Here is a 13,887-nt window from a genome sequence, read left to right as displayed (position 1 = left end):
AGCTGCTGCACTCCTTCTGCCTGACAGCCTCTGCACCGTCCCGACCCACCGGGTGTCCTACACTGCCCACTATTGCTGCTCATACTCGTTCATCACGTCGGCTGCGGTCTTCAAGTCCGCGCCGGTACGCTCCCGGTAAGCCTTGATCGCCCACACCTTCATTCCCGCCCTGATCAGCGCCACCTCATCCGTACTCGGTGGAGGCATGGTCTCCCGCACTGAAAGCACTGGGTTTTGGGCGACGCCGTCGTCTGGCGCAATCGGCGTCTCTCCCGTTTCCACTCCGTCAATTGCATCCTTCGCGGCACGTAGGCCGACGCCCGTACGCCCACGATAGCTCCTGATCGCATCGACCTTATTTCCACGCGCAACGAGTGCGGCTTCAAAGGGCAGAACCGGGGCGGGGTGCGTCGCCTGATCACGTGGGTCGGTGACGTGCGAGCCACCGGCCTGCACCATGGCATCCGCCGCAGTAGTACTGTTCCGAACAGACCGTGCGCGCGAGTCCTCGCCCCAAGCCCGCCTGCCGTCGTCGCTCCACGCGCTGCCTGGCCGCGTCCACTCGGCCGACTTCCCCCGCCCAAATAACCTTGCGAACGCACCGTGTCTCCTATTCACACAGTTAACCGTATCAATATGAACACCGCTCACCGTATCAATGCACTCAGCATGCCGTTCCCGTGGCGGGCCTGCCAATCGCCTGCTAAGGTGTGCACATGCGATCTCACCCTCTCGAGGAGAGCACATCACCTCCCCCGTCGTCTTTACCACCTGCATCGCAGTCGTCATGTTCAGGATGCGCAGACACCCAAGTCCACATCTACAACCCGGAGCCATAACGATGAAAACCAGAACGATGAGACCCAAGGTGTTGCGCAACCTCGACCGTCATGCATTGCATCTGACTGTCGGGAGTGTATGCATAATCATCGCCATTACGTTGGCGATCGCGGCGCGCACAGAACCAATCGTTGGCCCTTCCAGCGCGGCTGCGGCGTCTGACCTTATAACGCGGTTCCTTTTACTATCCATTGCATGGCTCATTGCAGGATCAGCTCTTTGCCGCAAGTTCTCCTGGCATAGAATCGGCGTCGCCATCACCATTGTCGGCCCCGTGTTGGCAGCGCTGGCCTGTCTATGGTGGTGGGGCACCACGCTCAATCACATGACCATTGCTCCAACTTCCCTGCTGTGGAGTGCCGTTGCGCTGCTCGCCGCTGCAATCGGCGTCGGAGCGGCATTGACAACTCCCCCGATACTGACTACACCAGCAGTAAAGGCAGGGCGTCGCTAATCGGAACCGTCAGTTGTATCGGAGTAACCGCATTGCTCATCTCTCTCCCACCCACTCACCTCCCTGGAGATCTAAGCACAACGGGTGTGGTGGCAGAGCAGCCACTGCCGCAAAGAGAGCTCAGTGAGGATACGGAACTTCTTTGGTGTCGCGCATTTGAGCGCCGCTCCTGGATGCTCAATTCAGACTCCGGTCCGACTATCGTCACACGGACGACAGCCCAACTGCTCGATCCCGCCACAGGTCAAACGGTCTGGACATACACACGTCGCTCTGACTCATCCCAACAGCTCATTACCAGTGCCGAAGTTCGAGACTCAGGTTCGACAGTCGCTTTAGAGTACGAGGTTTCCAGCAGCGCCTACCGTTATCCAGAGACCGTTCTCCTGGACGCAGAGACAGGTGAAACGCTTGGCTGGGAACACGCGGAACTGCTTAGCAATGGTTCCGGTGGACGTGAGCCAGATGCTGGGCTCACTTGGGTGAATCCCATGTATCCGCACGGAAACAAAATGGATGATGCATCAGCCTTTGATGTGATCTTTGATGCCGATGGCAATAGCTTCACCATTGTGTTAGACGCGAGGATTCTGCCCCAAGACACCTATTTGATCGAGAAGAGACTGTACGACGCCGGTAGCATGTACCTTCTGGAGGTCCTGCCTGCTTCGTCTGCGGACACCAAACTCGTATGCGGGCTCTATTAACCCCACCATACGACGACGCACTGTGCTAGAGTTCACGCATGGAATCTCACCCTCTCGAGGATGGCGCACCTGCCCAACCCGACGACGACGCGGCTGCCGCGCAGGTGGCCGGCTCAGGTCACGAACCCGACTCACAGCACGAACCCGACTCACCCCACGAGCCTGACTCGCAGCACGAGACAGGCGATCAACCCGAGCACGGTCACGCTTCGAAACATGGCCCGCACACAGAGAGCAAGGCGCCTTCCAAACGCAGCACTCTTCTCCATGGGCGCCGTCTCCTTGCGGCAGCTATTGCCTGCGCCCTGATCATCGCCGTCGGTGCCGTGGCCCTCATCCACCTACGCACCAGCGAACCGGAGCTTCTTGGAGAGGTATCCACCGATCAACTCCCCGGCGTGAGCGCACGCCTTGTTGATGACCAGTGGGATGTAGTTGCCCCGGATGATTGGGAAGTACTAGCACCTGACGAGCTCTCCGACTCGTATACGTATAACGTCGTTACATCCGTGGGTCCCGCATTCGTCTTAGCGGAGTACTTTTGGGACTCTGAGGAAAAGCAATGGGATTCGACCGAGCGCATCGTGCAGTTTGATACCGACGGCGATGTCGTGTGGAACCGGACGCTGGGCAATACTGTTGCGGACTATTACTCGACGAGTCACAACGCCGTATACCGCGCCAATCGCACCCGAGTCACCGGTCCTCTTCAGTCCGACGGCGAACATCTCGTGTTGCGATCCCGCTATATCCGCCATGACGACGGCACGGCAAGCACACCCGTCGTCGTTCTGGAGGCGAGGAGCGGACGAACCGTGTTAGAAACCGAGGTTGACGGCGCCGCAGTAGCAATGGTCCTGCTCGACGACGCCGTCGCCGTTCAGACTATCGACGGAACCACGGCACGCGCAGGCGGAACGATCACCGTCCTTCCTTTCAGAGGCGGCAATATCTCCAGTTGGCACAGCGACGAATGGCTGGCCGGCAGCACCGGCGAAACCCTGATTCTCACGGACGTCTTCGGCCTCGTGGAGAGTGACTCTATTACCACCGAGACATCGTTATGGCCCAACGGAACGGCCTCCGCCCACACCGTCTACCCCGATGGTTCAGACGCCCTCGGACCTTGGCAAGATGTGGCCAAGGTCGGCTCGGATGGCCTGCTGACAATTGGATACGTCAAAGACCAGCAAACCATTGTTGACGCCCGCACCGGGCAGGTAGCAGCGCAGCAGGAGGAAGCACAGTGAAGGACCTCGACCGCCCTACGCTACACCGGGCAGTGACAGTGACGTGCGCACTGATCGCTATCGCGCTCGCATTCGCCGCCCGACAGGAAAACTTGGTCGGCCCGTCTGTTGTGGCCATGCGGCACGGGCCGATGTCTTGGATCGTCCTTCTTGTCATCCTGTGGTTCCCGATAGCTTGGTTCTGCATTATCAGTGATTTTCCACGTGTAGGTATCGTTGCAGTTCCCGGCTTAGGTGTGGCTACTTTCGCGTGCGGGTGGTTGTGGACCGCAACTCTCATCCGCGAGACCATTGGCCCCAAAGCTATTCTGTGGACCACCGTGGCACTGTTGGCACTCACAGTGGCAACGGCTGCTGCTCTGACTGCACCGGCACCGACGAAGGACAACGGCAAACGTCGACTCTCCGCCGTGGTCGGCGTCGCCGTCTCGGTAGTGGTAACTGCCGCACTGCTCACTCTGCCGCCTACCTACCTTCCCGGAAAGCTGACGACAAGCGGCGTAACGGCAGGCAATCCCCCGGCACCAAAAGAACTCAGCGAAAACACGGAGGCAATCTGGGTACACGAGATACCGGAGCCTTACGTAACCGTGCTTGCTACACATGCCGGCCCCGTGGTGGTAACTGCACAGACTGCCCAGCTTCTCGATCCCACCAGTGGTGAAGCGGTGTGGACGTACACGCGCGGATTGAGCATTCAAGTAGCGGCGACCGTCACTACTTCAAAAGCTGCGGAACAGAACTCCGCCGTCGCCCTGCGATTCGAGGTCAGCCCTTCCTCCGATCGGTATCCCTCTTACTATCAGACGGTGCTGCTAGACGCGGCGACGGGTGAAACGCTTGAGTGGCAGGACGAGTTTCCAGCCCCGTCCCCTCTCTACGGCCGCTACGTGGTTGAGACAACTACCCAACAGATGCCGTATTCCTCAGCCATTGAGGTACGGTTCGATTCTGATGGCGATGGCTACGCCCGCTCCGATGGAGATGACAATAGTTTCATCGTACCGCTGGAGGAAACGTATCTCTCCGGGGACCCAATGATCAGTGGCACGGTGTACGACGTCGAGGGCATGCACCTCCTTCTCGTCAAACTAGAGGGCGGCGCATCACAGTTCGCCGCCCCGTCCAACGAGCACACCCTTATCTTCGGCTTGCACTGATACTGAGTCATGCCGCCATGTGTGGAGAAGTGGGAGCGGGTAGGATTCAAACACATCAATCAGCCCACCACACGGCAGAAGGCACAAGCGTGAAATGCCCTGAACGCCGCACGGTACGGACTACTCTTGCCTCGGTGTGCGCGTTGCTTGCCGTCGTGTTTGCAATCGCCGCACGTATGGAACGGTTCGCCGGGCCATCCGCCAGCACCGCAACACACGCCACGATCACCAAGATCCTTCTGTTCACCATCGCCTGGCTGGCAATCGGATATCGGCTGTACCGCCGCCTGCCATGGCCCCGGCTGGCCCTTGCCGTGACTGTTGCAGGCCCGGCGGTTGCCTCGCTGGCCTGCCTGTGGTGGTGGGCCAGCATTCTTATCCGCACAACAGTCGGGCCTACCGCCATACTTTGGACCTCCATGGCACTGCTGGCAGCCGCGGTGGCGGCGGGCACCGCATTGAGTGCATTGACCACTACGGAAACCGAAAGTAGCCGCTGGTTCGCTGTTGGACTCGGCATCGTGGTACCGATCGCCCTCGCTGCCGCCTTCCTGGCCCTGCCGCCGACGCACCTGCCCGGACACCTCACAACATCCGGGGGCGTCGGTGCTGGGCCTGACAAAAGGGATCTGAGCGAACAGACCGAAGTTGTCTGGGTTCGTACCATGCCCGAGCGTGTCTCTCGGGTTCTTGCCACGGACTCCGGTCCGGTTGTGGTGACATCAAATACGGCGCAGCTACTTGATCCTGCAAGCGGAGAAACCGTCTGGTCTTACTCTCGGGGCTCAGCGGACTCCCCGATACAGATGTGGGGAGCAAGCGTTACGAATCAAGGCAGTACGGTTGCGCTGAATTTCGTCGTTCGCACCAGTTATCACGAGCGCTTCGACGTGTACACGCAGACCGTTCTCCTAGATGCCGCGACGGGCAACACGCTTGGCTGGCAGGATGAGAGACTGCCCAGCGACCCCGTGTACAACTACCTCGCCGACACATCCGTACGGCAGGCCGAGCAGTCCCCCACCATCGAGGTAACCTTCGACTCCACAGGCAACAGCTTTACCGTGCCAATCGACGACGCGTGCCTGCCGGCACAACCCGCTATCCACGGCGGTGTGTACGACGCGGGCAGCATGTACGTCCTAGATGTCACGCTCAGCACGACGAATTCCGCAGAGACGGCCAACCACTGTGACGGGCACACACTGATCTACGGCTTGCACTGACGCGATCCGACGCTTCGTCACACTCGGCATACCGGTCACAGCACTCCGTATACCGGCTCGCGCGCATCGCTGCCGAGCGTTGTCGGCTAGCGGGACGGCGCTTGCCATCGTGCTCGTTAGCCATACCGGCACGACTCAGCTCATACCCCGAGAACTCCCACGCACATTATCGACTCTTGATAAAGTGTGAGCCATGAAACTTCCCAGCGACGAGTCTGGCTCACCCCCGGCAGCAGCCCACCACAAATCCCCTGCCTCCACACAAGATTCTGCTTCGTCACCCGCAGATCCTCTTTCCGCGAGCACGCACCCTGCATCCTCGCACAAGCAAGACACTTCCCCGTCGTCCAGTCGAGACACTTCCGCGCCCTCCACCCAAGACTCTGCGTCGCCACCCACCCAAACCGCAAGTACCTCCCGATACAAGCGCATCCCTTCCAGACCACTCCTTGTAGTAATCGCCTTCGTCTTCTGCGCCATCCTGGCACGCGGTGTTATTGTCATGGCCGCAGCGCTTAGTGATGACCGTGTATCGCAACTGCTCGGTGAGGTCTCGACTGAACCCCTTCCCGAAGTCAGCGCATACCTCGACGAGGGTCGGGAAGAATGGCGCGTCTCCACACCCCGTGGAGTCACGGCCAACGGCCCGAACGGCCACACCATTCTGACTACGGCTGGTCCCGCATCCATCCTTGAGGAAAGGCTTTACGACACTGACTACAGCACGCCTGATCGTATTGTGCAGTTCAACTCCGACGGGGAACTTATGTGGAGCCGGACCATTAACGTCCCCGTGTATGGTCTCCATAACCGCGCGTATATGTCTGCTGTCTCGTATTCCGCTGTAAATGGCTCACTGCAAGCGGAGAGCAGTTACCTTGCTATACACACCGATTGCACCGATTGGCTGGATGGCACAAAAAGCACTCCCGTCGTCGTCCTTGATGTGGAAACCGGGGAGTCGGTGCTAGAAACGAAGGTCAACGGGGCCGTCTTCTCGATGGTCGTACTTAGCGATGCGGTGGTCGTCCAAACAACCGATGGCACCTCGGCGAAGGCCAGCGGAACGGTCACTGTTCTACCCTTTGACGGCGGAGAAACCATCAGCTGGGAAAGCGATGAATGGCTTGTCAGCAAGGCCGGTAACGACCTCGTCCTCTCTAGCATCTACCCTACGGAGTACATGTATGACTCCCGTACCGGCCTTCTCGACTTTTGGCTGTACCGTGAGACCGTCTTGGTACGCACCGTACACTCGGACGGGTCAGATGCTCGCGGCCCCTGGCGCGACGTCGTCTCGATCGACGCCGATGGAGAACTCACCACTTTCAGTGCCGACGGAGAAAGGGCAATCATTGATGCTCGCACCGCGCAGCGGGAGGTAGAACAATGAGAGTAATTGACCCGCGCACATTTCGTTTTACTCTCGCACTCGCGAGTGCAGTGACGGCAGTCGCGTTGGCAGTTGGCGCCGGCACTGAGAGACTCGCCGGGCCTTCCGCCCTCGCCGTCCTTAATTCCCCGATCTCCACCATCGTGCTCCTCGCGTTAGCGTGGTTGACTGTTGGATCGTTGCTGCGCCGGTACATGCCCAAGAGCAAGTTCGCCATCGCCATAACCGTTGCCGGTCCGCTGCTGGCGGCCGTGGCATGCCTGTTGTGGTGGCGGCATGTCTTAATCAATGACACCATCGGACCCACCTCCGTACTGTGGATGGCAGCAGCGCTAGTGGCTGCCGCCGTCGCCGCCGGGGCCGCGCCTGCCCGGACACGCGCCAAAGAATTCAGAGGCGGCTGTAGGTATCGCTGGCCTTCCGTCGTTCTTGCTCTTACGATCCCCGCTGCCCTCGCGACGCCACCTCTCACACTTCCACCAACATATCTACCGGGGCATTTGACAACCACAGGTGTCACACCCGGTCAGGCACCGCAGCAGCGAGAACTCAGCGAGGACACCGAGGTCCTCTGGGTGCGCGAAATACTCGACGATGGACTTGCGACGATCTTCCCCACCGAATTAGGTCCGGTCATTGTGACCAGGACTCAAGCGCAATTGCTTGACCCCGCCACTGGAGAAACGGCCTGGTCCTACAGCCGCGGCGCTAAAAACTCACCTATTCCTATACAAGGAGCAGCGATCACAACCGGCGAAAACCCAGCACTGGAACTGGAGTTCGACGTTCATCCGACTGACAGCAGCGCCTATTACTCGCAGGTCGTTCGCCTTGACCCAACAAGCGGTCAGACACTGGGCTGGCAGGACGAGTACTCGGCCAATCTGGGTAGCCCAGCTCAGATGCCGTCTAGTTCTTTCTGTTGGCAGATCGACGTACAGTGGGAGCCGTCTCCGGAACTCCAGACAGAGGTGGGGCGGATACATGATGTTTCTTTTACCTTAACCGTGCCGATCGACAAAGCCTATCTCTCCGGAACTCCCCACCCTCATTGCCATGCTTATGACACCGGCGACATGTACCTTATGGTCGTTGAACTCAACGGAGCACCTCGAGGTCCCCTGAAATGGGGGCATAAGTTGATCTACGCCCTGCACTGACGCGATCCGACGCTTCGTAGCATGCCGCACACCGGTCACAGCATGCCACCTACCGGTCACAGTACTCCGCATACCGGCTCGCACGCATTGCTGCCGAGTGTTGTCGGGTAGCGGGACGGCGCTTGCCGTCGTGCCATTAGCGATCCCGGCACGACTCAGGTCGTATCCCGAGAACTCTCGCGTGCATTAACAGCTTTTGGTATGATCTGCGCCATGGAACCGCACACCGACGAGCCTAACTCACCCTCGGCAGCAGCCCGCGACACGTCCCCGGAACCCATGCAGGATTCCCCCTCATCGGAAGCGGTCGACGACACCTCTTCCACGGCCACCCAGACGGCCAGCCAGCACACGTCCTTATCACCCAATCAGGATTCTTCTCCGCCGCCCAGCTTGAAAGAACGCCCTCGGGGCAAACACATCCCGCCCAAGCACATTCTTCCGAGACTTGCCTTCGCCTTTTCCATCATTCTGGTGCTTGGCGTTCACGCCCTCGCCGACGCCGTCAGCAAGGACCGTATATCGGAATTACTCGGCGATGTCTCCACTAAACCTCTTCCCGAAGTCAGCGCATACATTGACCAAGACGGCGGGTGGGAGGTATCAACACCCCGCGGAATCTACAATGCCTTCGCGGGAGCCTGGGGCACCTATGATTCGGCTATTCTCACTGTGGCGGGTCTTCTGGTCATTCTTGAAGAAGGATCCGCCGACGACATGCCTGATCGTATTGTGCAGTTTGACTCCAACGGTGAGTTCCTCTGGAGCCGCACGATTAACGTCCCCGTATTCACCCCCGACTACCGTAAGTCTGTCTCGTATTCGCAGATCAATGGATCGGTCCAGGCCACGGGCGATTACCTGGTCCTGCACACCGCTTGCACACGCAAGCTGGACGGCACGATGAGTACTCCGGTTGTTGTTCTGGAGGCTGCAACCGGTGAAACGGTGCTAGAAACAAAGGTCAGCGGGGCCGTGGTTTCCATGGTCCTACTCAGCGATGCGGTGGTCGTTCAAACCACTGACGGCACAACTCCTCTGCCCGGGGGAACCATCACCATCCTCCCCTTCGATGGCAGCGAGGCCACAAGCTGGGAAACCGACGAATGGCTCGCCAGTACAGCCGGTGACGACCTCATCCTGTCCGATTTCTATTCTGACGACTACAACTTCGTTAACGATAAGCTCGACCTCCACCGCGCGCACGGTAGCGCGTCGGTACGGACGGTTCACCGGGACGGATCAGATGCTCGCGGCCCCTGGCATAATGTCACCTGGATCGGCGCCGATGGAACGCTCACCATTGGGAATGCGCCTGGCGAGCGCACGATCATTGATGCTCGTACCGGACAGCAGGAGGCAGAACAATGAGACTCTTCGACCGTCGCACATTCTGCAGCACGCTTGCACTCACGAGCACGCTGCTCGCTATCGTCTTGGCAGTTGCCGCACGCACCGAGAAATACGTCGGGCCCTCCGCCGTCGCCGTCCGTCATTCCCCAATCGCCACCATCGTGCTTCTCGCATTGGCATGGCTAATTGTTGGATGGAGACTCTGCAAGTACACGCGGAAACGCAACCTCAGCATCGCCATCACCGTCGCGGGTCCGCTTATGGCAGCGGCCATATGCCTATGGTGGTGGAGGCGTACCCTCATCACTGACACCATCGGACCCACCTCTATGCTCTGGATGGCCGCAGCGCTGGTAGCCGCCGCCGTCGCCGCCGGTGCGGCACTGAGCATAAAAGGCACGGCAGGAAAAAGAGGTATTCGCTCACTTTCCGCCGGGCTCGCCCTTCTGATCCCCGCTGCCCTAGCAGCTCCGCTTTTCCTCACCTCTCCACCAACATATCTACCGGGGCATTTGACAACCACCGGCGCCACACCCGGTCAGGCGCCGCAGCAGCGAGAGCTCGGCGAAGACACCGAGGTCCTCTGGGTCCGCGAAGGACTCGATCAACCTTACTATGGTTTTTTTAATACCGATGCCGGGCCTGTGTTGATCACAAGAGCCGAGGCGCAGTTACTTGACCCCGCCACCGGAGAAACGATCTGGTCCTACTCTCGCGGCCCAAAGCAATCACCAGTCCCCATTGCAAGCGCGGCGACCACCAGCGGCGATAACCCGACACTTGAACTGACGTATTACGTCCAGGCTACCGACGACGGCCGCGCCTATTACTCGCAGGTCGTCGTGCTTGACCCAGCGACCGGCAAAACGCTGCGGTGGCAAGACGCTTACTCGGCCAATACGGATGATGTCGTCGCCCGCGAGCCGGACTTCTATGTAAAGGCGCGATGGGGCCCCTCATCAAGGCTCGATATACGAGGGAACCGCTGGGAAATGCAGGCGGACGGGACGTACGAGTCTTCCGAGTACACCTTCACGTTGCCGATCAGTACAGCATATCTTTCCAGTGATCCCCACGTTTACGGCCGCCTTTACGACACGGGAGAAATGTACCTTCTAGTCATTGAACTCAACGGCCCATCCCAGGCCTCTACGGGAGAGCCATATACACTGATCTACGCCCTGCACTGACGTGGATTGTGCGGACCATTCAGCACCACAGGAGGGAGTGGCCTTCTCGTTCGCTTAAACGACGGCCGAGCGAACATTCCAGCACCAAAGGCGAGAGTATCTTCAGTCGCCGCTGCCATAGCGGGTCAGCTCTGCCTAGAACGCCAGTTCTACCGGTAATCCCGCCAACGTCTCACGAATAGTCTGCGGCTGTATATCTCCTTGCCGCAGAATCGTTAGCCTTCCGTTATCCACTTTCACGATGGTCGACGACGTCGTCGTGCCCTGCTTTCCGCCTTCCAGAATCAGATCAACTGCATCACCGATCTGATCGTGCGCCATCGCCACATCTACCAGAACGCCGCTGGCCTGACCAGATAGGTTCGCCGATGTCATCGCCACCGGTCTACCGATGAAATCAAGCAGACGCTGCACGGTTGGATTGGACAGCACGCCGAGGGCGACCGTGCTCCCTCCACACACAATGAAATCAGGGACTCGTTGTGGATCGCGCGGCAGCACAATATTCAGAGGACCGGGCCACAAGGAGCCTGCCAACGCCTGCACAATCGGCCGATCAACGTCGGGAACTTCCGTGTACGTCGGCCAGTCGCCCGGAGCTCGCATGAATAGCGTCAGCGGCGACGTCGCCGGACGACGTTTGATCGCGAAGGCCCTGCGAACGGCGGCCTCATTCCAGGCGTCCCGAGTCAATGCCATATTCGTATCCGACGGCGCCACAATCACACCGCCCGCGAGCACGATCTCCGCCGCGTGCCGAATATTCGGATCGGTGGCGGCAAGCACCTTGGCGCGGCCATCTCGCCTCGTAGAAGCCATGCGCATCTCCTTTCTGGCCGCTAGGCGCTTAGATTCTGATCCATTCTCCGCACCGGCACCGGAAGCTAGGGGTTCTGCTTATGGTGTTCATCGGAGCTCCGTGTTCTGCACCACCTTCTCCTCCCACTGCGCCACACTGCCCTCCTTCTACACCGCACTGTCCACGGTCCGAAACGCCCCACTCCCCGCACTCCAAAACGCCTCGGCCGTCTGTGACTGCAACGCGCAACCACAGACGGCCGATGGCAACAATCAGAGCACTATCCCCGGGCAACTCCAGGCCCGCAAGCGCTCCATGTATCGTCTACATAAGCGAATGCTCACTGAAGTTTGCACTCCAGTCTTCGGGCCTCGGTGCAGCAGACGCAGCACCACCGCCAATCGGAGGCGCCACCGGCAGCGTCGAAGCGCTCGGTCCACCCGGATTCCCGGCTGGACCACCTCTCCATTGCTGCTGCCCACCTGGACTGCCCGCTAGCGGCTGAGGACTCGAAGAGCCCGGCCCCGCTGCACCATTGGGCCCACCCGGTGTACTCGCCTGTTGATCCTGCTGCGCCAAGGCGGCGTTCCATTGCGCTCCCGCGCTCTGCAGCGCGCTACTGGATGCGGCTTTGGCCTGCGCCGCCTTCTCCTGCACCGCCTTCATTTGCGACGATGTCCGCGCCTTCCGCACGGACGCCGCAATCTTCTTGCGGAAAAGAATTGCCAGAACAATAGCAATGACGAGAAGCACGCTTAACACGATCCTGACGACGAGCGCCGTCGTCGTCATACCTTTGGCTGCGGCGGTGAAACTCACCGCCGAGTCACTCGTTTCGAGTGTGGCCGTGCCACCCTCAACCGTCCAGTCTGGATTGCTTAATGCGGCGTCCTCGGTAAACGAGTTGAATCTCGGCAGTTGGATTTCCGCACTGGTTTTCTCGGCGGTGACACCGCCGAGTGCCTCCTGCGGGCTAAGAGAGAGCCTGATGCGGTAGTCGCCGTCCCCACCGCTCTGCATCTCAACGAGCCCAAAGGTTGCCGCCGGATACTGGAAGGACTTTTCAGGTTCGCTTAATTCCACCGTGTAGGTGCGCAAACCGTCCGCATCCTTGGTTGTTAATGTTCCATCGGCAACAGAGGGATCCAACAACTCGGCGATGATATCTCCGAAAGCTTCAGCATCGTCCTCTGGAATCGTGTAGTCGACCCGTAGTGTCGCGTCCCGGCCTCCCGACACGTTCAACACCGCCTTGATCTCCGTTATGGTCACCGGCCGTACCGATTCCACGCTGAAGTCAGACAGACTTATTGCACTGACCCGCCCATCCGACGCGTATACATCATCATCAGAATCCGCGCCGGTGACTACATCGATACGCTCGTCGCAGGAACTACACACATTGGCCGTATCGATCTGCCCGGTATAGATAGAGACGATGCCCACCACACCGTCGGTGCTGGGTTCTTCGGTCACTTGAAACTCGCTGCCGCTCGTCAGGAAGACTGCGTCCAGGGCCTCGGCAAGTTCCTCCGTGTTCTTCACCGTGAATCCCACGGATCGTTCATAGTCGTTCTCGCCCGGGAGGTCCTCGTCAATACGCTTATCTGCGACATCGATCGATTCCAAGTACTCATCCTCTTTGGAGACGATCGGACCAGTTGGTCTTTGCCAACGGCCTAGGACCACGGACACATCGAGTGACGTGGCATCACCCGGCGTTACCACAACCGTGACGGACGAAAAACGGTTATCGACCGCCTCACGGACATCAAGATCTCCGTAGTCGCCCGAATACGTCTCTGAACCAACCGTGATGGTGGCGTTCCCCAATGAGTCGAATACATTCGAACGGTTGTCGTCTGAGATGACGCCGTCGGTCACAAGCGCATCAGGCAACCATCCCAGCAAATCCCGCGAAGTGAAATTCTCCGAGTAGGCGAATCCCTGCTGCAACGGAGAATCCCCCATGGTGACGGAAATATCCGGCTCAATGCTGGACCCCGAATAGGCGAGAAGAGACGCGACCTTATCGCGATATTCATCAAGATCGGAAAAGGATAGAGTGAAACTGCCCGTCGCTTTATCGTCGGTTACCTCCAGACCAGAAAACGATAGTTCGCCCGGCAAGTGGTTGTTAATCGCGGCTTCGACTGCCTCGAATCCCCCATTGATCTCAGATTCGGCGTCCGAATCACGCTCCATGACGAGCGTGATCACCCGTTCCCCCGATCCGTCGTCCGCCAGGTTCAACGCGGTATCGATCTTCGCGCCACAGGCGCAGAGAAGGAATGCGAGAGCGGCGATCAGAGCCACTCTTACACCCCGGGGCGTCTGTTTATTCTGCTTCACGAT

The 13,887-nt window shown here is 59.3% G+C and carries 12 protein-coding genes; 9 read left to right on the top strand and 3 right to left on the bottom strand.

Features of this window, described 5'->3' with window-relative positions:
- Window positions 1-69 precede the first annotated feature (69 nt).
- Window positions 70-618 carry a hypothetical protein gene (locus tag EKN07_RS06390; protein ID WP_126145943.1) on the bottom strand — a complete coding sequence of 183 codons (549 nt, stop codon included), beginning with the start codon at window positions 616-618 and terminating at the stop codon, window positions 70-72.
- A gap of 238 nt (window positions 619-856) precedes the next feature.
- On the opposite strand from EKN07_RS06390, the gene EKN07_RS06385 reads away from it, so the two are divergent.
- From EKN07_RS06385 to EKN07_RS12535, 9 genes are all read left to right on the top strand, one after another.
- Window positions 857-1,294 (top strand): hypothetical protein, encoded by a 438-nt coding sequence (locus tag EKN07_RS06385; protein ID WP_125482390.1) that lies wholly within the window; start codon window positions 857-859, stop codon window positions 1,292-1,294.
- A gap of 89 nt (window positions 1,295-1,383) precedes the next feature.
- Window positions 1,384-2,001, top strand: a complete 618-nt coding sequence (locus tag EKN07_RS06380) for a hypothetical protein (RefSeq protein WP_125482389.1) — start codon at window positions 1,384-1,386, stop codon at window positions 1,999-2,001.
- A gap of 38 nt (window positions 2,002-2,039) precedes the next feature.
- Entirely contained in the window at window positions 2,040-3,251 is a 1,212-nt protein-coding gene (locus EKN07_RS06375; RefSeq protein ID WP_126145942.1) for a hypothetical protein, read from the top strand.
- A complete protein-coding gene (locus EKN07_RS06370; protein WP_108714808.1) occupies window positions 3,248-4,411 on the top strand; it encodes a hypothetical protein in 1,164 nt (387 codons plus the stop codon). The genes EKN07_RS06375 and EKN07_RS06370 overlap by 4 nt, the downstream gene beginning before the upstream one ends.
- A gap of 134 nt (window positions 4,412-4,545) precedes the next feature.
- Window positions 4,546-5,637: a hypothetical protein gene (locus EKN07_RS06365; protein WP_206435688.1), complete on the top strand. Its 1,092-nt coding sequence runs from the start codon at window positions 4,546-4,548 to the stop codon at window positions 5,635-5,637.
- A 193-nt stretch (window positions 5,638-5,830) separates the two neighbouring features.
- Window positions 5,831-7,030, top strand: coding sequence for a hypothetical protein (locus tag EKN07_RS06360; protein ID WP_164546620.1), 1,200 nt, complete (start codon window positions 5,831-5,833; stop codon window positions 7,028-7,030).
- Entirely contained in the window at window positions 7,027-8,190 is a 1,164-nt protein-coding gene (locus EKN07_RS06355; protein WP_126145939.1) for a hypothetical protein, read from the top strand. The genes EKN07_RS06360 and EKN07_RS06355 overlap by 4 nt, the downstream gene beginning before the upstream one ends.
- A gap of 213 nt (window positions 8,191-8,403) precedes the next feature.
- A complete protein-coding gene (locus EKN07_RS06350) occupies window positions 8,404-9,561 on the top strand; it encodes a hypothetical protein (RefSeq protein WP_126145938.1) in 1,158 nt (385 codons plus the stop codon).
- Entirely contained in the window at window positions 9,558-10,733 is a 1,176-nt protein-coding gene (locus tag EKN07_RS12535) for a hypothetical protein (RefSeq protein ID WP_164546619.1), read from the top strand. The genes EKN07_RS06350 and EKN07_RS12535 overlap by 4 nt, the downstream gene beginning before the upstream one ends.
- 135 nt (window positions 10,734-10,868) lie before the next feature.
- Here the strand turns inward: EKN07_RS12535 and EKN07_RS06335 are convergent, their stop codons facing one another.
- Both EKN07_RS06335 and EKN07_RS06330 read right to left on the bottom strand, forming a co-directional pair.
- Entirely contained in the window at window positions 10,869-11,552 is a 684-nt protein-coding gene (locus tag EKN07_RS06335) for an L-threonylcarbamoyladenylate synthase (protein ID WP_126145936.1), read from the bottom strand.
- A 304-nt stretch (window positions 11,553-11,856) separates the two neighbouring features.
- The gene (locus tag EKN07_RS06330; RefSeq protein ID WP_126145935.1) at window positions 11,857-13,884 is read right to left on the bottom strand and encodes a hypothetical protein; all 2,028 of its coding nucleotides are present in this window, start codon (window positions 13,882-13,884) and stop codon (window positions 11,857-11,859) included.
- Window positions 13,885-13,887 lie beyond the last annotated feature (3 nt).

It is taken from the genome of Actinobaculum sp. 352 (genome assembly GCF_003957265.1).
Lineage (GTDB): Bacteria > Actinomycetota > Actinomycetes > Actinomycetales > Actinomycetaceae > Asp313.
This window is presented reverse-complemented; position numbering and strand designations above follow the sequence as displayed.

Excerpts from the sequence above, each read along its gene's own strand:
- EKN07_RS06375 (WP_126145942.1), top strand. The coding sequence starts at position 2,040 with ATGGAATCTCACCCTCTCGAGGATGGCGCACCTGCCCAACCCGACGAC.
- EKN07_RS06335 (WP_126145936.1), bottom strand. The coding sequence starts at position 11,552 with ATGGCTTCTACGAGGCGAGATGGCCGCGCCAAGGTGCTTGCCGCCACC.
- EKN07_RS06385 (WP_125482390.1), top strand. The coding sequence starts at position 857 with ATGAGACCCAAGGTGTTGCGCAACCTCGACCGTCATGCATTGCATCTG.
- EKN07_RS06355 (WP_126145939.1), top strand. The coding sequence starts at position 7,027 with ATGAGAGTAATTGACCCGCGCACATTTCGTTTTACTCTCGCACTCGCG.
- EKN07_RS06360 (WP_164546620.1), top strand. The coding sequence starts at position 5,831 with ATGAAACTTCCCAGCGACGAGTCTGGCTCACCCCCGGCAGCAGCCCAC.
- EKN07_RS06350 (WP_126145938.1), top strand. The coding sequence starts at position 8,404 with ATGGAACCGCACACCGACGAGCCTAACTCACCCTCGGCAGCAGCCCGC.
- EKN07_RS12535 (WP_164546619.1), top strand. The coding sequence starts at position 9,558 with ATGAGACTCTTCGACCGTCGCACATTCTGCAGCACGCTTGCACTCACG.